The sequence below is a fragment of the Afipia birgiae 34632 genome, assembly GCF_000308295.2.
Classification (GTDB): domain Bacteria; phylum Pseudomonadota; class Alphaproteobacteria; order Rhizobiales; family Xanthobacteraceae; genus Afipia; species Afipia birgiae.
This window is the reverse complement of record NZ_HG326652.1, coordinates 2,827,614-2,850,694: the sequence shown is the minus strand read 5'-3', so window position 1 is coordinate 2,850,694 and position 23,081 is coordinate 2,827,614. Positions and strand designations below refer to the sequence as shown.

24 protein-coding genes are annotated in these 23,081 nt (G+C 60.0%); 22 read left to right on the top strand and 2 right to left on the bottom strand.

Going from position 1 to position 23,081, the window contains the following annotated elements; translation table 11 throughout:
• Nucleotides 1-47: 47 nt before the first annotated feature.
• Genes BN32_RS13435 through BN32_RS13390 form a run of 10 tightly spaced genes read left to right on the top strand, consistent with a single transcriptional unit; the run spans nucleotide 48 to nucleotide 10,080 of the window.
• On the top strand, nucleotides 48-1,667 hold the full coding sequence (locus tag BN32_RS13435) for a class I adenylate-forming enzyme family protein (protein WP_019198738.1): 1,620 nt from the start codon (nucleotides 48-50) through the stop codon (nucleotides 1,665-1,667).
• Between the two features lie 17 nt (nucleotides 1,668-1,684).
• Complete coding sequence (locus BN32_RS13430) at nucleotides 1,685-2,797, top strand: CaiB/BaiF CoA transferase family protein (protein WP_019198737.1); 1,113 nt, start codon at nucleotides 1,685-1,687, stop codon at nucleotides 2,795-2,797.
• Nucleotides 2,798-2,808: 11 nt separating this feature from the next.
• The gene (locus BN32_RS13425; RefSeq protein ID WP_019198736.1) at nucleotides 2,809-3,804 is read left to right on the top strand and encodes an NADPH:quinone oxidoreductase family protein; all 996 of its coding nucleotides are present in this window, start codon (nucleotides 2,809-2,811) and stop codon (nucleotides 3,802-3,804) included.
• 31 nt (nucleotides 3,805-3,835) lie between these two features.
• A complete protein-coding gene (locus tag BN32_RS13420; protein ID WP_082773410.1) occupies nucleotides 3,836-5,113 on the top strand; it encodes a CaiB/BaiF CoA transferase family protein in 1,278 nt (425 codons plus the stop codon).
• On the top strand, nucleotides 5,103-5,882 hold the full coding sequence (locus BN32_RS13415; RefSeq protein WP_019198734.1) for an enoyl-CoA hydratase-related protein: 780 nt from the start codon (nucleotides 5,103-5,105) through the stop codon (nucleotides 5,880-5,882). Before BN32_RS13420 ends, BN32_RS13415 begins: the two co-directional genes overlap by 11 nt.
• 33 nt (nucleotides 5,883-5,915) lie before the next feature.
• Nucleotides 5,916-6,683 carry an enoyl-CoA hydratase/isomerase family protein gene (locus tag BN32_RS13410; RefSeq protein WP_019198733.1) on the top strand — a complete coding sequence of 256 codons (768 nt, stop codon included), beginning with the start codon at nucleotides 5,916-5,918 and terminating at the stop codon, nucleotides 6,681-6,683.
• Nucleotides 6,676-7,383, top strand: coding sequence for an SDR family NAD(P)-dependent oxidoreductase (locus BN32_RS13405; protein ID WP_019198732.1), 708 nt, complete (start codon nucleotides 6,676-6,678; stop codon nucleotides 7,381-7,383). Before BN32_RS13410 ends, BN32_RS13405 begins: the two co-directional genes overlap by 8 nt.
• Nucleotides 7,383-8,549 (top strand): acyl-CoA dehydrogenase family protein, encoded by a 1,167-nt coding sequence (locus tag BN32_RS13400; RefSeq protein WP_019198731.1) that lies wholly within the window; start codon nucleotides 7,383-7,385, stop codon nucleotides 8,547-8,549. The genes BN32_RS13405 and BN32_RS13400 overlap by 1 nt, the downstream gene beginning before the upstream one ends.
• The gene (locus BN32_RS13395; RefSeq protein ID WP_019198730.1) at nucleotides 8,546-9,427 is read left to right on the top strand and encodes a 3-hydroxyacyl-CoA dehydrogenase family protein; all 882 of its coding nucleotides are present in this window, start codon (nucleotides 8,546-8,548) and stop codon (nucleotides 9,425-9,427) included. The genes BN32_RS13400 and BN32_RS13395 overlap by 4 nt, the downstream gene beginning before the upstream one ends.
• Nucleotides 9,428-9,432: 5 nt before the next feature.
• A complete protein-coding gene (locus tag BN32_RS13390) occupies nucleotides 9,433-10,080 on the top strand; it encodes a 3-hydroxyacyl-CoA dehydrogenase family protein (protein ID WP_040426448.1) in 648 nt (215 codons plus the stop codon).
• A gap of 54 nt (nucleotides 10,081-10,134) precedes the next feature.
• Here BN32_RS13390 and BN32_RS26820 read toward each other — a convergent pair whose 3' ends face one another.
• Entirely contained in the window at nucleotides 10,135-10,641 is a 507-nt protein-coding gene (locus tag BN32_RS26820; RefSeq protein ID WP_152343639.1) for a hypothetical protein, read from the bottom strand.
• A gap of 192 nt (nucleotides 10,642-10,833) precedes the next feature.
• On the opposite strand from BN32_RS26820, the gene BN32_RS13385 reads away from it, so the two are divergent.
• The 3 genes from BN32_RS13385 to BN32_RS13375 all read left to right on the top strand — a co-directional run bounded on the left by BN32_RS13385 (nucleotide 10,834) and on the right by BN32_RS13375 (nucleotide 12,944).
• Nucleotides 10,834-11,424 (top strand): TetR/AcrR family transcriptional regulator, encoded by a 591-nt coding sequence (locus BN32_RS13385; RefSeq protein ID WP_019198728.1) that lies wholly within the window; start codon nucleotides 10,834-10,836, stop codon nucleotides 11,422-11,424.
• A gap of 83 nt (nucleotides 11,425-11,507) precedes the next feature.
• On the top strand, nucleotides 11,508-12,140 hold the full coding sequence (locus tag BN32_RS13380) for an isochorismatase family protein (protein WP_019198727.1): 633 nt from the start codon (nucleotides 11,508-11,510) through the stop codon (nucleotides 12,138-12,140).
• Nucleotides 12,141-12,209: 69 nt separating this feature from the next.
• The gene (locus tag BN32_RS13375; protein WP_019198726.1) at nucleotides 12,210-12,944 is read left to right on the top strand and encodes a pirin family protein; all 735 of its coding nucleotides are present in this window, start codon (nucleotides 12,210-12,212) and stop codon (nucleotides 12,942-12,944) included.
• A 376-nt stretch (nucleotides 12,945-13,320) separates the two neighbouring features.
• Here the strand turns inward: BN32_RS13375 and BN32_RS28220 are convergent, their stop codons facing one another.
• Nucleotides 13,321-13,494, bottom strand: a complete 174-nt coding sequence (locus BN32_RS28220) for a hypothetical protein (RefSeq protein WP_019198724.1) — start codon at nucleotides 13,492-13,494, stop codon at nucleotides 13,321-13,323.
• A gap of 313 nt (nucleotides 13,495-13,807) precedes the next feature.
• Between BN32_RS28220 and BN32_RS13370 the strand changes: the two genes are divergently transcribed.
• From BN32_RS13370 to BN32_RS13330, 9 genes are all read left to right on the top strand, one after another.
• Nucleotides 13,808-14,797: a Bug family tripartite tricarboxylate transporter substrate binding protein gene (locus BN32_RS13370; RefSeq protein ID WP_040425702.1), complete on the top strand. Its 990-nt coding sequence runs from the start codon at nucleotides 13,808-13,810 to the stop codon at nucleotides 14,795-14,797.
• Nucleotides 14,798-15,040: 243 nt separating this feature from the next.
• Nucleotides 15,041-16,087, top strand: a complete 1,047-nt coding sequence (locus BN32_RS13365) for a Bug family tripartite tricarboxylate transporter substrate binding protein (RefSeq protein WP_019198722.1) — start codon at nucleotides 15,041-15,043, stop codon at nucleotides 16,085-16,087.
• 85 nt (nucleotides 16,088-16,172) lie between these two features.
• A complete protein-coding gene (locus tag BN32_RS13360; protein WP_019198721.1) occupies nucleotides 16,173-16,856 on the top strand; it encodes a TetR/AcrR family transcriptional regulator in 684 nt (227 codons plus the stop codon).
• 159 nt (nucleotides 16,857-17,015) lie between these two features.
• Nucleotides 17,016-17,765 carry an ABC transporter ATP-binding protein gene (locus BN32_RS13355; RefSeq protein WP_019198720.1) on the top strand — a complete coding sequence of 250 codons (750 nt, stop codon included), beginning with the start codon at nucleotides 17,016-17,018 and terminating at the stop codon, nucleotides 17,763-17,765.
• Nucleotides 17,758-18,459: an ABC transporter ATP-binding protein gene (locus tag BN32_RS13350; protein WP_040426444.1), complete on the top strand. Its 702-nt coding sequence runs from the start codon at nucleotides 17,758-17,760 to the stop codon at nucleotides 18,457-18,459. The genes BN32_RS13355 and BN32_RS13350 overlap by 8 nt, the downstream gene beginning before the upstream one ends.
• A gap of 28 nt (nucleotides 18,460-18,487) precedes the next feature.
• Nucleotides 18,488-19,696: an ABC transporter substrate-binding protein gene (locus tag BN32_RS13345; RefSeq protein WP_019198718.1), complete on the top strand. Its 1,209-nt coding sequence runs from the start codon at nucleotides 18,488-18,490 to the stop codon at nucleotides 19,694-19,696.
• A gap of 56 nt (nucleotides 19,697-19,752) precedes the next feature.
• The gene (locus tag BN32_RS13340) at nucleotides 19,753-20,619 is read left to right on the top strand and encodes a branched-chain amino acid ABC transporter permease (RefSeq protein WP_019198717.1); all 867 of its coding nucleotides are present in this window, start codon (nucleotides 19,753-19,755) and stop codon (nucleotides 20,617-20,619) included.
• Nucleotides 20,619-21,584 carry a branched-chain amino acid ABC transporter permease gene (locus BN32_RS13335; RefSeq protein WP_019198716.1) on the top strand — a complete coding sequence of 322 codons (966 nt, stop codon included), beginning with the start codon at nucleotides 20,619-20,621 and terminating at the stop codon, nucleotides 21,582-21,584. Before BN32_RS13340 ends, BN32_RS13335 begins: the two co-directional genes overlap by 1 nt.
• Nucleotides 21,581-23,077 carry a class I adenylate-forming enzyme family protein gene (locus tag BN32_RS13330; protein ID WP_019198715.1) on the top strand — a complete coding sequence of 499 codons (1,497 nt, stop codon included), beginning with the start codon at nucleotides 21,581-21,583 and terminating at the stop codon, nucleotides 23,075-23,077. Before BN32_RS13335 ends, BN32_RS13330 begins: the two co-directional genes overlap by 4 nt.
• The last annotated feature ends 4 nt before the right edge of the window (nucleotides 23,078-23,081 follow it).

The window sequence follows — 23,081 nt, the reverse complement described above, 5'->3', positions numbered from 1 at the left end:
CGTCCGATCACTCAGCAGCGGACACTTTGTTGCATTGCGAGAGGCTTATGAGACCGTTCCTCACCATCCATCATCCGGCGAGCACAAAGCGATACTACGAACGCGGCCTGTGGCGCACCGATACGTTTTACAGTTTGCTGACCGAGCATGCTGCGCAGCGGCCCGATGCGATTGCATTACAGGATGGCAAGCGCAAGTTGTCATGGTTGCAACTTTTGCGATGGGTCGACGGCGCAGCAGCGAATCTTCGGGAATATGGGCTGGTGGGCGGCGACCGGGTTTCGATCTGGATGTCCAACCGCGCAGAATCGATTGTCATGTTTCTGGCCTGCGCGCGTGAGGGCCTGGCCTGCAACCCTTCGCTCCACAAGACTTACACGTGCGCGGAGGTTGTGGAACTGTTGTCGTCGCTGTCCGCGCGTGCCTTCCTGACAGAACCGGGCTGGGGTGCGGATCGATCGCAGGTTGATCTCGACGCGATGCTGGTCCGTATACCGAGCCTGAAGGTCGTGTATACGCCGGAGGGATTTCCAGCCGCTGCTGCGAATGCGACGCCGCCTTGCTCGGACCCGGACAAGATCGCTTACCTCGCATTTACGTCCGGAACGACCGGATCTCCGAAATGTGTGATGCATTCGGATAATACGCTGCTTGCGAATGCACGCGATCTTGTTCGTGACTGGAACCACGGTCCTGACACCGTGCTGCTTTCGCTGTCGCCGATATCCCATCATATCGCCTGGGTCGGAGTGGCGCAGTGGCTCTTGACCGGCGGTCGCTTCGTTACGGACGATCCACCGGCGGGGATGAACCGGCTCGATTGGATTGCAGAGACCGGTGCGACATATGTTTTGGGCGTGCCCACTCATGCCATGGATATTCTGGCCGAGCAAAAGAGGCTTGGCCGCAGCAACCTCAGCAACGTCTCGGTCTTCTACATGGCGGGAGCCCCCATACCGCCATCGGTGGCGATGGCATTCGTCAAGCAGGGCGTTAAGCCGCAAAATGTCTACGGAATGACCGAGAACTCATCTCATCAGTACACTCATCCGTCCGACGCCACCGAAACCATCGTGGGTTCATGCGGCCGAGGAGGGCAGGCTTATGAGGTTCGTCTATTCGATCCGAATGATTCCGACAGGGAAATCGGTCCCGGCGAGGTTGGCCATATCGGCGGGCGCGGTGCCGCGCTGATGCTCGGCTACTTCAACAACCAGGCTGCCACCGAAAGCAGCTTCAACAGCAACGGATGGTTCTTGTCGGGCGATCTCGGAATCATGGACGACAAGGGGAATCTGCGCATCGAAGGCCGTCTGAAGGATCTGATCATTCGGGGTGGCCATAACATTTATCCCTCGCACATCGAAGACATCGCTGTTCGTCACAAGGATGCCGGTCGGGTTGCAGCGTTTCCCGTGCCTGACGATCGGTTGGGTGAGCGGGTCTGCATCGCGGTCTCTGGCTCCATTGAGGCTCAGGAATTGATTGATCATCTGCGACGTCAGGGACTCTCGAAATACGACATTCCGGAATATTTCCTGCGTGTCGACGAGTTTCCTCTGACCGCAAGCGGGAAAATTCTCAAGCGCGAGCTTGTCCTTCGAGTCAGGCGAGGGGAGCTGAAGCCACTGCCGGTTCGAAACGAGACTGTCGCGAAGACGGCTTGAGAGGAACAAAGTCAGCCATGCGTCCTCTTGAGAATATCAGGGTCATCGATTTCAGCACGCTCCTTCCAGGGCCGCTTGCTGGCTTGATACTGACCGAGGCCGGTGCGCAGGTTATCAAGATCGAGCGTCCCGGTACCGGGGATGAGATGCGCAGCTATGAGCCGAAGGTTGGAGAGGACAGCGTCAACTTCGCGCTTCTCAATGCCGGCAAGGAAAGTATCGCGATCGATCTGAAAGCAAGCGATGCGTTCACACGCCTGCGGCCACTGATCGAACAAGCCGATATTGTGATCGAGCAGTTTCGTCCAGGTGTCATGGATCGGCTGGGATTCGGTTACGCCGATCTCAAACGGATCAACAGCCGGTTAATTTACTGTGCCATCACGGGATGGGGACAGACTGGGCCGAAGGCGCTCGTCGCCGCTCATGATCTGAACTACATGGCCGAGGCGGGCATTCTCGGGTTGAGCGCGGGCAGCGATGGCGCGCCGGTATTGCCGCCTGTGCTGGCCGCCGACATTGCGGGAGGGGCTTATCCCGCGGTGATGAACATTCTTCTGGCTCTCAGGCGCCGCGATCAGACAGGTGAAGGCACATATCTCGACATCGCAATGGGCGAAAACCTTTTGTCCTTCGTCTACTGGGGCATTGGAAATGGAATCAGCGTCGGCATGTGGCCCGGTGGCGGCGATGCGCTCGTGACCGGTGGAAGTCCGCGCTATCAGATTTACGCGACCGCTGACGGTCGGTATTTGGCGGCTGCACCCCTTGAGGAAAAATTCTGGAACAATTTCTGTTCGATCATCGGTCTCACCGGCGACATGCGAAGCCCGAGCGCTGATCCGAAGGCTGCGATTGCAGCCGTTGCTGCGATTATCAAGCGAAAGTCGGCAGCAGCATGGAAAGCAGAATTTGAAGGGCAGGACGTTTGCTGCTCCATCGTCGCGCGGCTGGAGGAAGCCGTCGCCGATCCGCACTTTGCCGCCAGAAAAGTATTCGGCCGGAATCTGAGCGTGGCGGGGAAGGCCGTCCCTGCGCTGCCGCTTCCTGTGGCCGATGCTTTCCGCGCCAAAACAACTAACCCGCCACCGCGTCTCGGCGCGAGCACCGCGAAACTTCTCGCCGAGTAAGGAAGAATTGAATGCGGGCCTATCAAGTCGTCGAGCATGGCGATCCGTCGTCACTCCAATTGAACAAGGTCGCCGATCTGGTACCGGGTAAGGGACAGATCCTCATCGGCGTGCGGGCTGCCGGAATCAATTTTCCGGATGTGCTCGTTGTCTCGGGAAAATATCAGGTGCTTCCCAAACGCCCCTTCACGCCTGGAAAAGATCTCGCTGGTGTGGTGCTGAGTGTCGGTCAGGATGTGAAGCAGTTCACTGCAGGCGACAGGGTTTTGAGCCACGTCGAACATGGTGCCTTTGCCGAGCAGGCGCTGGTGACGCCAGAGCAGACGTTCAAGCTGCCCGACGCGTTGGGGTTCCCGCAGGCCGCCGCGATGGGTCTGGTCTATCAAACAGCGTACCTCGCTCTGGTCGATCGCGGACAGTATCGCAAAGGCGAGACGGTTCTTGTCGGTGGTGCTGCGGGCGGCATCGGTCTCGCCGCGGTCCAGATTGCCAAGGGGCTTGGGGCGCGTGTCCTCGCTGCGGTTCGCACGTCCGAAGAGGCGGCGTTTGTGAAGAACAACGGCGCCGATCATGTGATCGATGTGTCCGGGTCCGATCTCAAGGATAGCTTGCGCGCTCAGGTGCACGCGGCAACAGGCGGTGTCGGCGCGGATGTCGTGCTCGATCCGCTCGGAGGTGAGTTCTTCGGGGCTGCGTTGCGCGCCATGGCGTGGTGCGGCCGACTGGTCGTCATCGGCTTCGCGGCCGGCGAAATTCCAAGCCTCAAGGCGAATTACCTCCTGCTCAAGAATATCAGCGTTTGCGGACTCCAGTGGAGCGACTATCGCGATCGGGCTCCGAAGCGTGTCGAGGAAGTGCAAGCTGACATTTTTCGTCTCTGGCGGGTCGGAGCAGTCAAACCGCAACTGATGAAAGAATATCCGTTCAATGAGCTCCCGGTCGCGCTCGACCTGATCGGGCAAGGCAAGGTGCGCGGCAAGGCGGTTGTCGTGATGGACGTGACGTAAGGCCGTGCGCACGGATGAAAAAGAATCTGCGATGAAGCCCCTTAGCGCCACAGCAACGAAAATAAACCCGATAGACGCCCTGCCGGTAAGGGCGCTGGCACAGGGTTTCAGCCTTCTTGAGGGTGTGCGTGTTGTCGATCTGACGACGTCGGTCGCTGGGCCATCGGCGACCATGCTACTCGCGGACATGGGAGCGGAAGTTCTCAAGATTGAGCGCCCCGAAGGCGGCGACGATGCCCGCGCATGGGGGCCTCCATTCCTTGATGGAGAGTCGCTTTGGTTCCTGAGCGTCAACCGCAACAAGAAAAGCATCGCGCTGGATTATTCGCAGCCGGAAGGGCTGAACGTCCTCCATCGTTTGGTTCGTCTGGCCGATGTCGTGGTCGTCAATCTGCCGCCCCGCGTTGCGCGCAAGCTGAAAGTCGACGCGGATTCTTTGCGATCAGTACGGTCCGATCTGGTCTACGTCTCAATCACGGGATTCGGCCTGAAGGGCGAGCGTGCGGACTGGACTTGCTATGATCTCATAGCCGAGGGCTACTCGGGCATCATGGACATTACCGGCGCTGCCGGTGGTGAGCCGCAAAAGATAGGCGCCCCGGCAGCCGACATGCTTGCCGGACAGGATGCTGCCTTCGCGACAGTGTCGGCGCTTTTCTCGCGACAGCGAACGGGTGAAGGCCATGTGATCGACATTGCGCTTGTCGATTCCACGACGCGGTTTTTGTCGTGCCGGATCTTGCCTTATCTGGGCTCCGGCGATGTTCCGACCCGGTCGGGCGGAAAGGACAGTGTCATTGCGATTTATCAAGCCTTTGAAACCGCCGATGATCCGATCACGCTCGCTCTTGGTAACGACAACCTTTGGCGGCGTTTCTGGGAAGCTGTCGGTCAGCCCGAGGTTGCCGAGGAATCAGGTTTGCGTACCAACGCAGATCGCCGGCAGCAACGACAAGGCATCGTCGCGAGAATCGAAAAAATCCTGCGTGAAAGGCCTCGCGATCATTGGCTGACGTTGTTCCGTTCCGCGAGAATTCCGTCGGGTCCGATCAACAGCATTGATCAGGTCGTCGCGGATGAAGTGCTGCTGGACAGGGGTATGTTTTACCAGATTGCCGGTAGCGGCCGCGCTGTGCCTCAAGTTGGCACCGGCATTCATATCGACGGCATGGCCAATTCGCCTCGTAGTGCGCCACCGCGCCTCGGCGAACACACCGACACCATTCTCCGTAACATGCTCGGAATGGATGAGGCCGAGCGCGCCAGACTCAGAACAGTCAATAACCAGAGGAAAAATCATGACGTTTGAAACCATCATCTACCAAGAGGACGGCCCGATCGGAACAATCACGCTGAACCGGCCGGACGACGGCAATAAGTTCAATGCCACGATGTGTCATGAGATCCGGGATTGCATCAACAACATCCGCCGCGAAACGCGCACCAGGGTCATCGTGCTCACCGGGGCGGGAGACAAGTTTTTCTGCATAGGGGGACGCAAGGATGGAATGGAAGATTCCATTCTCTACGCCGGCGTTCTTCCGACACTCGAAATGTATGAAGCGATCGACCGACTTCAGAAGCCGGTGATCGCCAGCGTTAATGGCTTCGCGGTCGGCGGCGGAAACGTGCTGCAGGTGGTCTGCGACCTGACCATCGCCAAGGAAGGCGCGATTTTCCGTCAGGTTGGCCCGATGATGGGATCGTTTGATGCAGGTTACGGCACCTGGTATCTCGAAGACCTCGTTGGCAAGAAGAAAGCCAAGGAGATGTGGTACTGCAACCCCAAAATCTCCGCCCGCGAAGCGCTCGAGATCGGTCTGATCAACAAGGTCGTGCCGGACGACAAGCTGAAGGAAGAGACACGGAAGCTTGCACTCGATGTCGCTGATCGCGGTCCGTTTGCTCTGGCCTCGATCAAGGCGGCATTCAACGCACGGCATGGCGGCGTGTCCGGCCTCGCGCGTGTGTCCCACGATTTGCTGCTCCGTCCTTATCTCGACACCGATGAAAGCCACGAACTGTCGGCTTCGTTCGGTGAACGTCGCAAGCCCGACGCCAGCAAGTTTGGGAAGTAATGGTGGCCGCTCAGGCCTCAAGAAAGCAAATCCATGTCTGTCGAATTGACCAAACTCGATGACTGCGCATTGCTCCGGCTCAACCGGCCGGAGGCGCTGAACGCCCTGTCGTTTTCAATTCTGAACGAGATCGCGGCCGCGCTGGATGACGTCGCCAGTTGGAAGGTCCGCGCGCTCATCGTGACTGGCGCCGGGGAAAAAGCCTTCTGCGCCGGCGCGGATATCAAGGAGTTGCGCGGCAGGTCGATGACCGCTCGCAAGCGCGGAGCGGAACTCGGGCAGGCGACATTTGCGAAACTTGAGCGGCTTCCGTTTCCCTCCGTTGCGGCCATCAATGGCTTTGCATTCGGAGGCGGGCTGGAATTTGCGCTTGCGTGCACGTTCCGGCTGGCGACGCGCAACGCCAAGCTGGGACTTCCGGAAATCAAGCTTGGTCTCATCCCCGGCTACGGTGGCACGCAGCGTCTGCCACGGATCATTGGTGAGGCAAGGGCTCTTGAGATGATCATGCTGGGACGCACGGTGGCGGCCGAGGAAGCCGAACGCATCGGGCTTGTCCATCGGCTGGTTGAGGGCAGCGCCGTCGAGGGAGCTGTCAACTTCGCGAAAGAGTTCGCATCGTTCAGCTTGCTTGCGCTGGGTCTGGCGCGCGAAGCCGTCACACGGGCGCTCGATGTTCCAATTCATGAGGGGCTGAAAATCGAGACGGATCTGTCGACACTCGCGTTCAGCACTGCGGATGCCGAGGAAGGCATGGCCGCATTTACGGAAAAACGGAAGGCGATGTTTAGAGATGAGTAATGGACAAATCATTGTCACCGGAGCGAGTCGGGGTATCGGCGAAGCGATCGCGATCGAACTGGATCGCCGGGGGTTTCAGGTTGCAGGCCTGTCGAGGAGCGGGTCGTGTTCGGTCGGGATCGGCATCGTTTGCGACATGACCGACGAGATCTCGATCGCCAAAGCCATCGCCAAGGTCGCTGCAAACGGTTCGATCGTCGGATTGGTCAACAACGCCGGCGCGCATGAAGCAAAGCCCAGCGCTGAATTGTCACTGTCCGAATTCGAGGCGGCCATGAGGCTGAATGCTTCGGCCGTCCTGGTTGGATGTCGGGAAGCGTATCCTCACCTCAAGGAAACCGGTGACAGCCTGATCGTCAACATCGGATCGTTTTTCGACAAGCTCGCAGTCGCTGAAAATCTGGCCTACTGCGCCTCCAAAGCCGCCGTCGGTGCCATCACCCGCTGCCTTGCGTCCGAGTGGGCAAAGGACGGCATCAAGGTGCTCGACATTGCTCCGGGCTACATCGAAACCGAACTGAATCGTGATTTTCTTGCCAACGAGAAAGTGCGGAGCTGGCTGAAGCGGCGTGTTCCGATGGGGCGACCGGGCACAGCCAATGAAGTCGCGCGACTGGTCGGTGCCTTGTATTCCGAAAAGATAGGTTTCCTGACCGGCGAGACGATCTACATGGACGGCGGTCAAGGAGCCAACCTCTGATGAAGGTCTTCGAGCAACTCGAGCGCAGCCGGAGATGGGAGCCTGATGAGCGTCTCCTGCTCGATCAGGTCGACCGGCTGGTCGCGGATATCATCGCGCCGAATGCCGCGCGCATCGACGCAACCGGAGAGTTTCCCTGGGCGAATGTCGAGGCCATCAACAGGCTCGGCCTAAACACGATTTTCATTCCCGAAGCCTATGGCGGCGCGCCGATGTCGTTCCGGCTCTATCTCGCCGTCGTCAGGCGGATTTCGGAAGCGTGCGCGTCGACGGGCATCATCTACGCCACGAACTTTCACGCCATGAAACCTTTGATCGAGTTTGGTTCGGAAGAGCAAAAGGCCAGGCTGCTGCCTTGCATCGCGGAGGGAGGCCTCGCTTCGCTGGCGATCACGGAGGAAGCAGCAGGCTCCGACGCCACCGGCATGAAAACCAGCTTCCGCCCGGACGGCGACAGCATCGTCGTTGATGGGTCGAAGTTGTTCATCACGAGCGGTGACGTTTCCGATCGGATTCTGCTGTTCGGCAAGTACTCCGAAATCGAAGATGCCAAGAAATCGATCTCGGTGCTGGTTCTTGAGAAGGGCACGCCCGGCTTCGAAGTTGTCCGGCTTGAAGACAAGATGGGCCACCGGGGATCATCGACGGCCTCGCTGAGATTCAATGGCTGCCGCGTTTCGCGCGCAAACCTGATCGGAAATCCCGGTGACGGTCTCAGCATTTTGCTCGGTTCGTTGAACAGGTCGCGTCCAAGTGTGGCCGCGCACGCCTTGGGTATCGCGACCGCCGCATTCAAGGACATGACGGCCTACATGAATGAGCGGCGGCAGTCCGGCCGCAGGATTGTCGATTTCCAGGCCAATCAATTCATGATTGCCGATTTGGCCACCGACCTTGCCATGGCCGATTGCTGGCTTGATTACCTTGCCGACCTGATCGAGGCCGGTGCGGATGATTTCGGGCTCGAGGCATCCATGGCCAAAATGCGGGCATCGGATCTCGCGATGCGGGCCGCGACAGAGGCCGTTCAAATGCACGGCGGCTACGGCTACTGCCGCGACTACCGCGTCGAGCGCCTGATGCGCGATGCAAAAATAACCCAGATCTGGGAAGGCACAAATCAGGTGCACCGCCAACTCATCGGACGGAGTTTTGCGACAAAATGAAAAAGCAGATCAAAACGGTCGGCGTTTGCGGCGCAGGCGGAACCATGGGGGCGGGCATCGCGCTCGTCGCTGCGCGTGCCGGCTTCCGCACCATTTCCTACGATATGAAGAGCGACACTCTTGAGCGTGCGGAAAAGCAATCCGCCGCCTTCCTGGGTAAGTCCGTCGAGCGGGGGAAATTGAAGGCAGAAGAGCGCGACTCGATCCTCTCCGCCATGAGCCTCACCACGAAGATCGAAGACCTCTCGGCGTGTGACCTTGTGATCGAAGCGGTCTTCGAGGACCTCGCGACCAAGCGAGATCTGTTGAAGCGCCTTGATGCGGTCTGCGCTAAGGACACCATCTTTGCGTCGAACACGTCGACATTGTCGATCACCGAAATCGCTTCGGGATCGAGCAATCCTGAGCGTGTTGTCGGGATGCACTTTTGTCTGCCGGCTCAGTTGATGAAATTGATCGAGATGTCACCCGGCATCCTGACATCGGATGAGACGTTTCAGACAGCGTGGCAATGGACCGAAGGTTGCAAGCAGATCCCCGTGAAAACGCAGGACAAACCGGGCTTTATTCTCAACGCACTGCTTGTCCCGTTTAACAACGATGCTATCCGCGCCGTCGAAGCTGGCGTTGCAGATGCGGAAAACGTCGATCGGGCCATCAAGGCTGCACTCGGTTACAAGATGGGACCGCTTGAGCTGATCGATCTTGTCGGCCTCGATACTCAAATCCGCCTCTGCGAGGCGTTCTATCCTATTACCCTGGACCCTCGCGCGGCGACGCCGCCGTTGCTCAGGCGAATGGTCGCCGCCGGTTTGTTGGGACGAAAATCTGGCCGCGGCTTCTTCACCTATGAAGGCAACGCGATGTTTGGAGCTTGAAGCCGATGCAATATGCGATCATCAAAAATGGACAAAGCTCGTCATTTCCGGATGCAGACGGCTTCCACGCAAAGGCGTCGCGCGTCGAAAATGCGGACGTCGTGATCTATAGCGGCGTTGCTGTGAAGCCGGATCAAGCGAAGACGGCCATTCTGGTCGAACTTGGTAACGAGTGCCTGGCGGAGCACCTCGGCGGCATCGATGAGAATGGTCAGGTAAATATTCTCGGCTTTGCCAGATATCGCAACGGTAATGATTCTCCCTCAAATCTGGTTGAAGTGGTACGGCAGCCGAACACCAGCGACTCCGCAATTTCGGCAGCGAAGGCGCTATTCGAGAATGCCGGACTTCAGGTCGCCATTTCGGCCGATCAGATCGGTCGCATCATCAACCGTCTGGTCCTGCCGAAATACAATGCCGCTCTTCGGTTCCTTGACGAGGGTCTCGCAAGTCAGGCTGACATGGATCTGACGTGCAAGCTCGGTCTCGGCTATCCGGACGGTCCGATTGAGCGCGTGCTCAGAGGGGGCTTGGAGCATCATTATGTAGCGACGAAAGCTCTATTCGACACGTACGGCACATCGTCTTATGCGCCGCCGCGTCGCGCGATAGTGGCTTTCAATCGCGCACAATCGGATGTCAAGGAGCGGTAACACTATTCAACTCCATTCTTGGAGTTCGAAGATTGACGAAGGAAAGGGCTACGGTCATGGCAGCAGCGGCTGCGCGTGCCAACGCTGCTTGCGAGCCCTTTTAATCGCATCCTGACTTTGCTGGCACAGGGCGGCGAGCATCTCGATTGGCCGGCGATAGGTCGTTGGGTGGCTGCTCAACTTCGCATATGTGCACCAAGTTAAAGAGAATATGGCGACGATCAACGGTTGCAGGGTGAACTGTCGGTAACGTCGTCTACGAACAGCGCTGACTTTAACTGACAGCAGTGTTCTTATGGTAACATGCCTCCGGGCCCAGACTGCGAATCCGGGGCGGAGATTCGATCTCTTCATCCGTGATCGTAATTCATCGAGCCGAATTATCGAATGGCTTTTGGCTCGTTCCATTTTCTTTCCTTTGCTGGCTCTTTGAATTCGATTTGCTGAATCGAGGCGCCATTCCGAGAGCGGAATACTCATCGAGCGCAGATCAAGTCTGAGATTGCAGATATCGCTTTCGCTCCACTCGAGCGCCGCTTTGGGATCAATGCGCCTGTTCATCAGATCATCTCCAGCTCGTTGACAACCACTCGATGGCGCTGCGGACCTGATCGTGGAGGCGGCTCAATCAGAAGGTTCCCCACGGCGGGGCCGGTGCGTTTTAGACCAGCTGAGATGAAAAAATAATTGTGGACTTATCGGTCCAGAATTGTTATGCGATAGCACCCGCACGATAACTTGTGATGAAAAACAATGGCGCGACCTCAGGAATTCAATACGGCTGAAGCTCTGTATAAGGCGATGGGCGTGTTCTGGAGCAAAGGGTATGAGGGCACTTCACTGGCCGATTTGCTGGAGGCGACGGGCCTTAGCAAAAGCAGCTTGTATGCGACATTCGGAGACAAGCGAGACCTGTTTCTGGCCGCGTTTGATTGTTATCGGGCTGAGCGCACAAGAGAGCTGCATCTTGTTCTCGATAATGGAAAGGCTCGGAAGTCGATCGAGACTTTTTTCCGCAAGATCATTGAAGATGCGCGTGCGACCACATTTTCGCATGGTTGCATGAGTACCAATCAGGCGGTCGAGCTTGCTCCGCATGACCCCGATGTACGTCGTCGGGTCGAAACTGATTTCCAGGTCATCGAGGATGCGTTTGCGCGAACAATCCAACGCGGACAGGCCGAGGGCTCGATAAGAAGCCCAGTGAGCCCGCGAAAGCTTGCAAGGCTTCTTGTTGTTGCCTTTCCTGGTTTTCAGGTCATGGTCCGAGCTGGGGCAAATGCCGCGCGCTTGGATGATGCACTCGCTACGCTGCTCTCGAACCTCGACTTGCCGAGCAAATAGAAAATTTCGTAATTTTGGACCGATAGGTCCAAAAAAATGGAGTTTTAAACCGCCGCGTATGCGGCATAACAAAGGAGAGTGAAATGAGTTACGAACGGCTTACGAGTGAAAATGCAGCACTGCTGCTGATCGACCACCAGACGGGTCTGTCGAACGGCGTCCAGGACCAGAGCGTCCCCGAATACATCACCAGCGTCACTGCCCTGGTGAAACTCGCCAAGGCCTTCAGGCTGCCGACCGTCGTCACGACCAGCGCGGCCGACCGCCAGAACGGCCCGCTCCTGCCGGTGATCACGCAAACGCTGCCCGATGCTCCTGTGATTCATCGCCCAGGTGAGATCAATGCCTGGGAGAACAACGACTTCGTCGAGGCGGTGAAGAAGACCGGGCGCAAGAAGCTGATCGTCGCCGGCGTCTCCACCGAGGTCTGCGTCACCTTCGTCGCTCTCTCGGCCATCAAGGAAGGCTTCGATGTCTATGCCGTGATCGATGCATCGGGCACTTGGAACAAGCTTGTTCAGGAAGTCGCGGTCGCTCGCATGGCGCAGGCTGGCGTCAAACCGATCACGTGGGTCGCGGTTGGAGCGGAGTTGCAGGGCGATTGGCGCAGCGCGACCGGCCCCCAGCTTGCCTCCATCATGGGCGAGCACCTGCCGTATTACGGAAACCTGATTAGCAGCTTCAATGCGGCGAAGGGGCAAACCAAAGCGGCCTAGCCGAAGCTCCAGGATCTCGCCGCATTCTGCGCCGGGATCCTCTCATATTCCCTATGCGGAGATGCGATCATGCTGAAGATTATGCGCGCTGATTCAAGCCAAGTATTCCGGCGCGGTCCATTTCAAGTACGGCGAAATCGTCCGGGTCTTGTTCTGGGCTCCAACGTCGACGTGGCATTTGGCCCGCTAAGCGTGATCGATCACGCCAATCTTGGACCGGGTACCGTCGTTCGCATGCATGAGCACAATAATGATGAGATTTTGAGCTACATGTGGCGCGGCACGATGATCCATGAGGATTCCGCTGGCCATCGCATCCCTATATCAGCGCATAAGCTGATGATGATGAATGCTGGCCGGAGTTTCTGGCATGAGGAATCGACGCCGGACGGGCCGGTTGAAATGTTGCAGATCTTCATCCGGCCGCGCGAGGCCGATCTGCCGGGCGATGTGCAGTTCTTCGATCGGCCGGACAACATCATGGACGGCAGGTGGCACCTGGTCGCCGGACCGCAGGCCAGCGACGCTCCACTGAAGATCCGCCAACAGGTGACAGTCTATGACGCCAACCTCCGCGCAGGGGACGAGATCGCGTTGCCGACCGTGCAGGGCCTTTCTCCCTGGGTCTACGTCATGGACGGGATCGTCACCATTGGTACCGAGACACTCGCCAAGGGCGATGCCGTCACCGATCTCCATCAGCCCCTCCCGACTCTCCGGGCAAAAGGACCCACCACCCTTGTCGGCTTTCTGGTCGACCGGACCGCTCCTGCGACACAGGCTGGCACGATCAGCGGAAGATAGGTGGTCAATGACCAAGGCATCCGAGTTTCGGGAGCAGGCGATGAGCGGGCTGGCCAGGCGGTGTCCCGAAACGACAATCGTGCCGAGCTCCTGCGGATGGCACAGCATCTCTCGCCGATCGATTACGAACGGAAGACCGCGATGACCCAGTGACCGCAAGCCCGGGACTGTCCACAAAGCCGGGACAACTCCACAAACCCGGCCAATGAAGGAAAAGGGGCAGATCTGCTGTTAATCGCGGGGATGGCTGCGGATCGCACGATGTGGGCGCAAGTGTGCGCATCGCTGTCCGAACACTTTCGCACCATCGCCTTCGACAACCGCGACGCCGGAGAGAGCACTATTTGCAGCGATAGTTATGTCATGCTGGCGCGAACTAGCTGCTCTTGATAGGCGGTCCGGCAAGACTGATCGGGGACTCTCGCAGTGCGATGGCCAGTGGAATCGCAAAAGCGGGTTCTGTTACCCGGACATCCTCGATCGGGTCCACGATCCCGACACTCCTCGGCGGCGCACTCGTGACGATTTGGGCAATCTCAGCCTTGGCCATCCGCTGATCGTCACGCAGTTGGCGAGCTAGGCGTCGTTCGGATTCCCTGAGGATGACGCCGCAATTTGGCCAGCCGGGCTGAGTGCACGATGCAGGATGTCGCCGGCCGCTACCAAATTCCGCAGTTCTTCAAACAGCTTTTGATTTCAATGCGTTCGCCCAAGGAGGCGGGCTGCAATGTGACATTTTCCGGAATGTCACAGGTCCCGCGCGCCATACGTTTCGCGCTCGTAATGCGCCAATCTGTCCCGTGTTCGCGGCTAGCGGAAGCCGGACGATGCGATACCCTCTTTGAAAACTCAGGGAGGGAAGCATGATAACGAAATTTACCCGCCGCCACTTTATCGCAGCCGGTACGTCAGCTGTCGCGATGCCTGTCCTCTTGCGCGGGGCCTCTGCGCAAGCCGCGTGGCCGTCTCGGCAAATCCGCATGATCTGCAGCTATCCGGCGGGAGGGCAGACCGACCTGCTCGCGCGCGCCTTCGGCGAATTCATCTCCAAGCAGGTGGGACAGACTGTCGTCATCGAAAACAAGGCAGGGGCCTCCGGCTCCATAGGCGCGGCGGAAGTCGCGCGCGCGGAGCCCGATGGCCACACCATCCTCTGCTCGATCTCGACCACCTATGTGATGAACAGGGTGATGATGAAGACCCCCGGATACGACATGGACAAGGACCTGACGCTTGTCAGTATCATTCCGGGCGCCGGCTTGCCGCTGGTCGCAAGCCTGAAGTCCGGGGTCACAACGCTGGATGAATTCGTCGCTTTCGCGCGCAAGAACGGCAAGGTGAACTTCGGCACCTACAGCGCAGGTTCTGCCCCGCACATGACGATCAATGAACTCAACAAGCAATATGGTCTCAACATCGAGCCGATCCACTATCGCGGCGAAGCGCCGATGTGGACGGGGCTGCTGGAAGGCACGCTCGATGTCGCGATGGGCAGCTACACGGCAGCGCAACCCGTGCTGCAAAGCAATCGTGGCGTTGCGTTCGCGGTGCATTCGAAGAAGGTCGGCGCGATTCCGAACGTCAAGACCCTGCCTGAGCAAGGCGCGACATCTAAGTTCTTTACAGTGAGCGGCTTCACCGGCTGGGCGTTGCCGAAGGCGACGCCGCAGCCGATCGTCGATCGGCTGGCGCAACTCTGCGTGGCGGCCAATAGCGATCCGAAGGCGAAGGAAGTTCTCGGTACCTTCGTGCTGGAACCGGCGCTCGGGTTTAAGGAAACCAATGCGTTGTATCAGCGCGAATTGCCGGTCTGGATGGAGAGCGCGCAGTCGCTAGGCCTGCAGCCCGTCTAGATTGAGCTCGGAAACGATGGCAGCCGACAGGTCAGCGCCCGCAACTTGTCGGCACCGCGCGGGTTTCGTGCGGCTCATCGCATGGGCCGGACCCGACAATCTAGAATTTGCTCAGCGATCGTTGGATCAGAGACAACGAAAGATGCGCTCGCGTCTGTTTCGGCGGAAATCAAGTGGACCCTCTCTCTGACCAGGGGTTTCGAAGAACGGACAACCAAAACAGGCAAATGGAGGAGATGCACAATGACGCGCAAGCAAGGCTCTCTGAATCCGTTGTGCGGTTCAATCACGCGGTCGCGGGCGCCCGGCGCGACGCGACGCCGACTGATGTCGCTTGCCTGCGCCGCGATATTCCTGCCGCTGATCGATCGGCACGCACGAGCGGCGAGTTGGCGCCCGACGAAAAGCGTTCGCCTTGTCGTTCCTTTCGCCGCAGGCGGCGCCAACGACATCATCGCGCGCGTACTTGCCGAGCGCCTGAGCGCGATGTGGGGTCAGCAGGTCTATATCGAGAACAAGCCTGGCGCAGGCGCCAATATCGGGACGACTGAAATCGCGCGGGCCGATCCGGACGGACATCATCTCCTGATCACATCGAGTGCGATTGCGGTAAACCGCTTTCTTTTCGACAAGTTGCCCTTTGACCCGATCGCAGATTTCGCGCCGGTATCGCTGGTGGCGGTCATTCCCAATGTGATGGTGGTCCCGACCGCCTCGCCGGCGCGAAGCGTGACCGACTTTATCGCAATGGCAAAGGCGAAGCCGGGGACATTGAATTTTGGCTCCGCCGGCATCGGCTCATCGCTGCATCTGATCGGCGAGTTGTTCAAACGCTCCGCTGGCATTGATATGAAGCATGTGCCTTATCGCGGCGCGGCGCCCGCGATGAACGATCTGGTGGGAGGGCGTCTCGACGTCATGTTCGATACGGCGACCGTATCCATGAGCCAGATTCGCGGGGGCACGATCCGCGCGATCGGCGTTTCGACGCGCGAACGCATTCCGGCCCTGGCCGAGGTACCGCCGATCGGTGATACCGTGCCCGGTTTCGATGTCGGCTCCTGGTTTGCGCTGTTCTACCCGGCGAAGACGCCGCGCGATGTCGTCGAAAGAGTATCGGAGGACGTGCGGGCGGCCTTGCAGCACGACGCGGTGAAGGCCCGGCTGGAGGATCTTGGCGCTCGCGTCGCGGGGTCGACCCCGGATGCCCTCGCGGCCCATGTGCGCGCCGAGATGGACCGGTGGGGCGTGGTCATCCGCGAAGCCGGCATCAAGTCGCAGGACAATTGATCGGGCCAACGGGTTCGCGTGCCTTTGGTGATGGACAATCGACTCCAGAGTCGGGTAGCCATACGTTCTGCCAAAGGAGGCCGTCGTGGCTCGCTGGAATAACGCCGTTGCCAGCGCAACGGAGCTCAAAAATCTTCGGAAGGATGCGCTTTACCGCGAGGCGGCGAAGGCCTTTCGCCGCAATGGCTACCATGGCACCTCGCTGGATGAGATCGCCGAAGGTCTGGGGATCAGCAAGCCGACCCTCTATCACTACGTCAAGACCAAGCGGGATCTGCTGTACCAGTGCCACATGGCCGCGGCCGAGCAGGCGCTGTCGACGGTGTGCCGGGACGAGGGGATCACCGGCATCGAGAGGTTGCGGCGGACGACGTCGGCCTATGTCCGATCAATGATCGGCGAGCAGAGCTATAGCGTTATTATCCTTGAAGAAAAATCGCTTTCTCCGGTCCAGCTTTCGACCGTCGTGCACGAGCGCGATCGGTTCGAGGGCGCTCTGATCTCGATGGTGCTGGAGGGTCAGCAGGACGGCACGGTCCTTCCGGGAGAACCGCGGTTCGTGGTCTTCAACGTTCTTGGCGCCGTCAACTGGGTCACCAAATGGTACCGGCCCGGTGGCTCCTGGAGCGAGGCGGATGTCGGCGAAGGGGTCGCGGGCTTTGTCTGCCGGGGCCTTGCGTCGCCTGGCGTCACGATTGATGGTAGTCAGTTACTGCCACGGTTGCCGTTGACGGCAACAATGTCGGTGCGGAAAACCCTGTCCACCTGACCATCCTGTTGACTTTCGACTCTGCAGTCGATTAGTCGTACCTGTAGTTGAGGCGGCCGATGAAGAGCGCGCCGGGTATGGCAGGACGTTGTGGCGGACCAGGTACGAGACGGAACGAGCCCGGCAGGGGCAAACAGCTCTCCTCCATTGTTGCGGGCAGTGGGACTCTCGAAGCGCTTCGGCGGCGTTCAGGCGTTGCGTGATGTGTCGTTCACGGTGGATCGCGGACAGATCGTCGGACTGATCGGGCCAAACGGCTCCGGCAAATCGACATGCGTCAATCTTCTCTCCAGCAATCTGCCCGTTAGCGCCGGTGAAGTCTGGCTCGACGGTGAATTGCTGACCGGCAAGCCGATTGATGCTGCCGTCGTTAAAGGCTTGTCGCGCACCTTCCAGAGCACGCAGATTTTCCCGGAAGACACGGCGCTCGAAAACGTGATGCTCGGGTGTCACACGCTGTTCAAGCAGGGCCCTGCGAAATCCGTTTTGCGCACCGCTTCGGCCAAGCGTGAAAATCTCGAACTGGTCACCCATGCAGAGCACTCGCTCGCACTGGTCGGCCTTGCCGCGCGCCGGGACCAGATCGCCTCGACGCTGTCCGCCGCCGAACAGCGCCTGCTGATGATCAGCGTGGCGCTGGCGTCAAAGCCCAAGGTCATTCTGCTCGATGAGCCGGCGGCCGGCATGGTCGCCAGCGAACGCCGCGCCTTGGCGGGCATCATCCGCGCCATGCCGTCGCACGGCATCAGTGTGCTGGTGATCGAACATCACATGGGGCTGATCATGGAGGTCTGCGACCGCATCGTCGTGCTGAACTTCGGCCAGAAGATCGCCGAGGGTACCCCGGCTGAAATCCGTAACAATCAGGCGGTCATCGACGCCTATCTTGGGCATCGCGATCATGCTTGAAGTCTCGGACTTGCGTATCGGTTACGGCCAGGTCGAAGTCGTACATGGTGTTTCGTTCAATGTGCGCCAGGGCGAATGCGTCGCGCTGATCGGCCCGAACGGCGCCGGAAAATCCACCATCCTCAAGACTGTCTGCGGGCTGATGTCGCCGCTCGGCGGTTCGATCATGTTCGATGGCCGTTCCACGGCTGGCCTGCCCGGTCACACGATTGCGGGGCTTGGCATTTCGATGTGCCCGGAAGGCCGCCAGGTGTTTCCGGAAATGACCGTGATGGAAAATCTGCAGCTCGGCGCCTACACGCGCCGGCGCCACGCGATCAAAGATGACCTTGATGAAATGATGACGCTGTTTCCGCGTCTGCGCGAGCGCGCCGGGCAATATGCCGGAACGCTGTCGGGCGGCGAGCAGGAAATGGTGGCGATCGCACGTGCGCTGATGGCGCGCCCGAAACTCTGCATTTTCGATGAGCCCTCGCTGGGCATTGCGCCGCGCGTGGTCGATGAAATCGAACAGACCCTGCTGGCCATCAAGGCACGCGGCGTCACCATTCTGCTGGTCGAACAGTCGGTTTCGATGGCGCTTCGCGTCGCCGACCGCGGCTACGTGATCGAGGCCGGGCTGATCGTGCTTAAGGGGTCGTCGACCGAACTCGCTGGCAACAAGAACGTCCAGAACGCCTATCTCGGTTTTTGAAGCAAGAAACTCACAGGAGGAGATACTGATGAAGAAATTGTTGGGAGCGGTGCTGTCCGCAGCGCTGATCGGAGCGCCCGGCGCATTCGCCGCCGAAAAGACGCTGACGATCGGTTACAGCGATGCGCTGACCGGCGGCGGCGCCGTCTATGGCGTGCCGCAGAAGAAGGCGATCGATCTTGCGATCGAGGAGATCAACGGCGCCGGCGGCATCAAGGTCGGCGCGGACAACTACAAGATCAAGACCATCGAGTATGACGACAAGGCGGACTCGACCGAAGCCACCAACGTCGCGCGCAAGCTGATCGATCGCGACGACGTCAAGTTCATCCTCGGCTATTGCTGCTCCGCCTCGGGCGGCGCGATGGCCTCGTTCATCGGCCGCGAAGACGTCGTCGTGCTGGTCGGCACCGCGGGGGCGCGCTCGATCACGTCGATCGGCAACAAGAACGTGTTCCGTACCCGTCCGCCCGGTGATTACACCGGCGCGGCCGCGGGCAGGTTCATCGCCCAGCAGGGCGTAAAAACGCTCGGCGTTCTCGCCGTGCGCGACGTGGCGCTGTTCACCCAGTACCGGGATGCGCTGGTCAAGGCATTCGAGGAAGCAGGCGGCAAGGTCGTTGCGATCGAGACCTTCGGCGGTCAGGACCGTGACATGACCGCCCAGCTGACCAAGCTGCGCGGCCTCAATCCGGATGCGCTGTTCATTTCGGGCTACGTCGAGCAGGCTGCCTTCAGTCATCGTCAAGCTTCTGAACTCGGCATCAAGGTTCAGCGTTACGGTTTCTCCGGCGGCAGCGCCGAGCAGTTCACCAAGGTTGCCACCGCCGAGCAGATGAACGGCGCGTGGGACCTTCTGGCCATCGAGTTCAATGCCGACGTCCTCGGCCCGAAGGCGGTCGCCTTCGCCGAACGCTACAAGAAGAAGTACAACGAGAACCCGACGCCGAACCTGGCCTATGCCTATGATCAGGTCTATGTGCTGCGCGACGCGCTGCAGGCCGCGCAGACCACGACCGACCTGAAGAAGATTCAGGACACGATCCGCGCGCTGCCGGTCCCGAAGGAGGCGTTGTTGAAGTACCTGCCGATCAACGGCCGGATGTTCGACGACAAGGGGCAGGCCTACATCGCCAACGGCGCGTTCCAGTGGAAGAACGGCAACTGGGCGTTCGTCAAGGAGCTCCCGTCGGATGCCGCGGCCTACTCGAACTTCCTGAAGACGGTCAAGGATTGATCGCAGACCTAATTCAGCCCGCGGAATTTTCCGCGGGCTGATCATCGGACCAGCTCATGCTCATCGATTTCATCCAGCAGATCTTCAACGGCCTCGTCGTCGGCAGCATTTACACGCTGATCGCGCTCGGCCTGACGACGATTTTCGGTATTCTCGGCATCGCGCACTTCGCGCATGGCAGCGTCGCCATGTTCGGCGGATACCTGACCTACTTCCTGATCTCCGCGCTCGGGATCGGCCTGTTGCCGTCCTTCATTCTGGCGATGGCTGCCGGCGCGCTGCTCGGCATTATTCTTGAGCGCGTTGCATATTATCCGGTGCGCAATGCGCCGCCGATCAACTCCTTCATTATCGCGCTCGGTCTGACCCTGATTATCGAAAAGCTGAATCTGCTCGCGTTCGGTATCGATCAGGTCATCATCCCGACGCCGTTCGTCAATGTCATCAATGTCGGCGGCGTGACCATGCCGGAGCTGCGCATCTATGTGCTGGCGATCGCGGCGATCCTGGTCATCGGCATGACGCTTCTGATCCAGCGCACGTGGATCGGCATGGCGGTTCGCGCCGTCGCGCAGAACCGCGCAGCGGCCGTCCTGATGGGCATCAACGTCAATTCCGTATCGATGTTCGTGTTTGCGCTGAGCTCGGCGCTCGGCGTCGCGGCCGGCACGCTGGTCGGCGCGCTGTTCGCGGTTGCGCCGGGCGTCAGCAGCGGCCTCGTCATCAAGGGTTTCGCGGTGCTGATCCTCGGCGGCCTCGGCTCCATCCCCGGCGCGATTGTCGGCGGCATGGTGCTCGGCGTGTCCGAAGCGTTCGCGGCGGCGTTCATCTCGTCGGCGTATAAAGATGTGATCTCGTTCCTGCTGATGATCCTCGTTCTGCTGGTGCGACCTGAAGGCCTGATGCGCAGGAGCAGCCGCTGATGTGGACGCGATTTGCCATTGTTGCGGTCATTGCTGCCGCAATCGTCTTTCCGCTCTTCGTGACGGTGAACTACTTCATCCACCTCGCGATCCTGGCGATGATTTTCATGATCGTCGCGCAGGGCACCAACGTTATTCAGGGCTATACCGGCTACGTCTCGATCGCGCAGGGCGCGTTCATGGGCATCGGCGCCTATGCCTCGGCGTTGCTGAGCATGCGTGCCGGATTTCCGGTGTGGCTCTCGATGCTTGTGGCGCCGGCCATCACGGCGGTCGCCGCGGCGATCGCGGGCTATCCGTCGCTTCGGGTCAAGGGCCACTACTTCGCGATCGTGACGCTCGCCATGAACATGGTGGTGTTCACGGTGCTGGTGAACTGGATTTCGCTGACCAAGGGCGAGCCCGGCCTGCCGAGCATTCCGGCGCCCGAGGCGATCAATCTCGGCTTCATGGAAATCGCGTTCGAGAAGCGCCGCGCCTATTACTATCTTGCGCTGGCCGCGCTGGTTCTCGTGATGTGGATCGTGGCGGCTGTGGTGCGGTCGCGGGTCGGCCGGGTGCTGCTGGCGATCCGCCAGAACGAGACCTTTGCCGAGGCGGCGGGCATCGCCTGCTGGAAGTACAAGCTGTTCGCGTTCATTTTCAGCGCGTCGCTGGCCGGTTTCGGCGGCGCGGTCTACGCCCACTACATGGGCTTCATCAATCCGACGCCGTTCTCCGCGGACGCTTCGCTCAATGCCATTCTTGCGGTCATTCTGGGTGGCAGCGGCACGCTGACCGGCCCGCTGATCGGCGGCGCATTGACGGTGATCCTCCCTGAAGCGCTGCGCGTGGCTGAAATCTATCGCCTGATCGCCTATGGCCTGTTGCTGATCCTGGTGGTGATCTTCCTGCCGCGCGGTCTGGTGCCGGCGGTGGTTGATGGTGTCAGGTCGATCACGGGCAAGGGGAAGAAGACTCCGTGAGCGTGCATATCGGCAGCTTCGTTCGGCACCACGCCATCTCGCAGCCCGATGCGCCGGCGTTGCGGGTGGGCGAGCAGGCGCTGAGCTATCGCACGCTCGACCGCCGTGCGGCCGGCTGCGCCGTGCGGCTGCGCGATTTCGGTGTTGCCGCCAATGACCGCGTGATGTTCGTGCTGCCGAACTGCGTCGAATGGGTCGTGCTCTATCAAGGCACGCTTCAGGCTGGTGCGATTCCGGTGCCGGTCAATCCGCTGCTGGCGGCGGCCGAGCTGGCCGCGATCATCGCCGATTGCGAGCCGCGCGTGGTGTTCGCGCGCGCGGCGATGGCGGCGCAGTTGCGCCAGAGCATCGGCGGCATCAGTTCCGTGGTTGATATCGACGCGCAGCCGTGCACGTCTGGCGAAGCCGACCCGCAGCCGTTACCGCGCGCGGGCTCCGACGATGTCGCGCTCATTCTCTATTCATCCGGATCGACCGGGCTTCCGAAGGGTATCGAGCTTTCGCACGCCAACATCTTCTGGAATGCGCAGGCCTTCGCCTTCGATCTGCTGCGGCTGACGCCGCAGGATCGCGGACTGACAGGTCTGCCGCTGAGCCATGTGTTCGGTCACAGCTGTCTCTACACGGCGTTTCTGTTCGCCGGCGCATCAATCACGCTGGTTGAGCGTTTCGATGCCGCTGCGGTCCTTGCGATGATTCATTCGCAGCGGATTACCGTCTTCATGGGCGTCCCAACCATGTACTGGACGCTGCTGCGCGAGGAGGTTCCTGCCGGCTTCGATCTGTCGTCGTGGCGGGCCTGCGTCGCGGGCGGCCAGGCGCTGCCGGAAGATGTGCATCGCAAGTTCGAAGCCAAGTTCGGCGTCGCGATCTCCGAAGGCTACGGCATGACGGAAGCAAGCCCTTCCGTCACCGGCTGCCGTCTGTGGGGCGCGCCGCGCAAGTCCGGTTCGGCCGGACAACCTTATCTTGGCGTGCAACTGCGGATTGTCGACGACGAGGGTCGGGATGTTCCGCGGGATGAGCGCGGCGAAATTCTCGTCGCAGGCCCGGGCGTTGCGCGTGGCTACTTCCGTCAGCCGGAGCTGACCGCGCAGACCTTTCGTGAAGGCTGGCTGCATTCTGGTGACATCGGTTACGTCGACACGGACGGTTTCCTGTTCGTCGTCGATCGCAAGAAGGAGATGATCATCTCCGGCGGCTACAACATCTATCCACGCGAGATCGAGGAAGTCGCGCACGCGGTCGAGGGTGTTTACGAAGTCGCCGCGATCGGTGTTCCCGATGACCGGCTCGGCGAGCGCATTGTCGCCTACGTCGTGCTGGATGCCGGGGCTTCGGTGCCGGAGGCGACGCTGCTTCAGCGCTGCAGCGATCAGCTCGCGCGTTACAAGGTGCCGCGCGAAGTCCGCTTCATGGAAGCGCTGCCGCGTAATGCCACCGGAAAGATCGATCGCCGCAGGCTTCGCGACCTCGGCCGCGATCCGCAATAAGGAC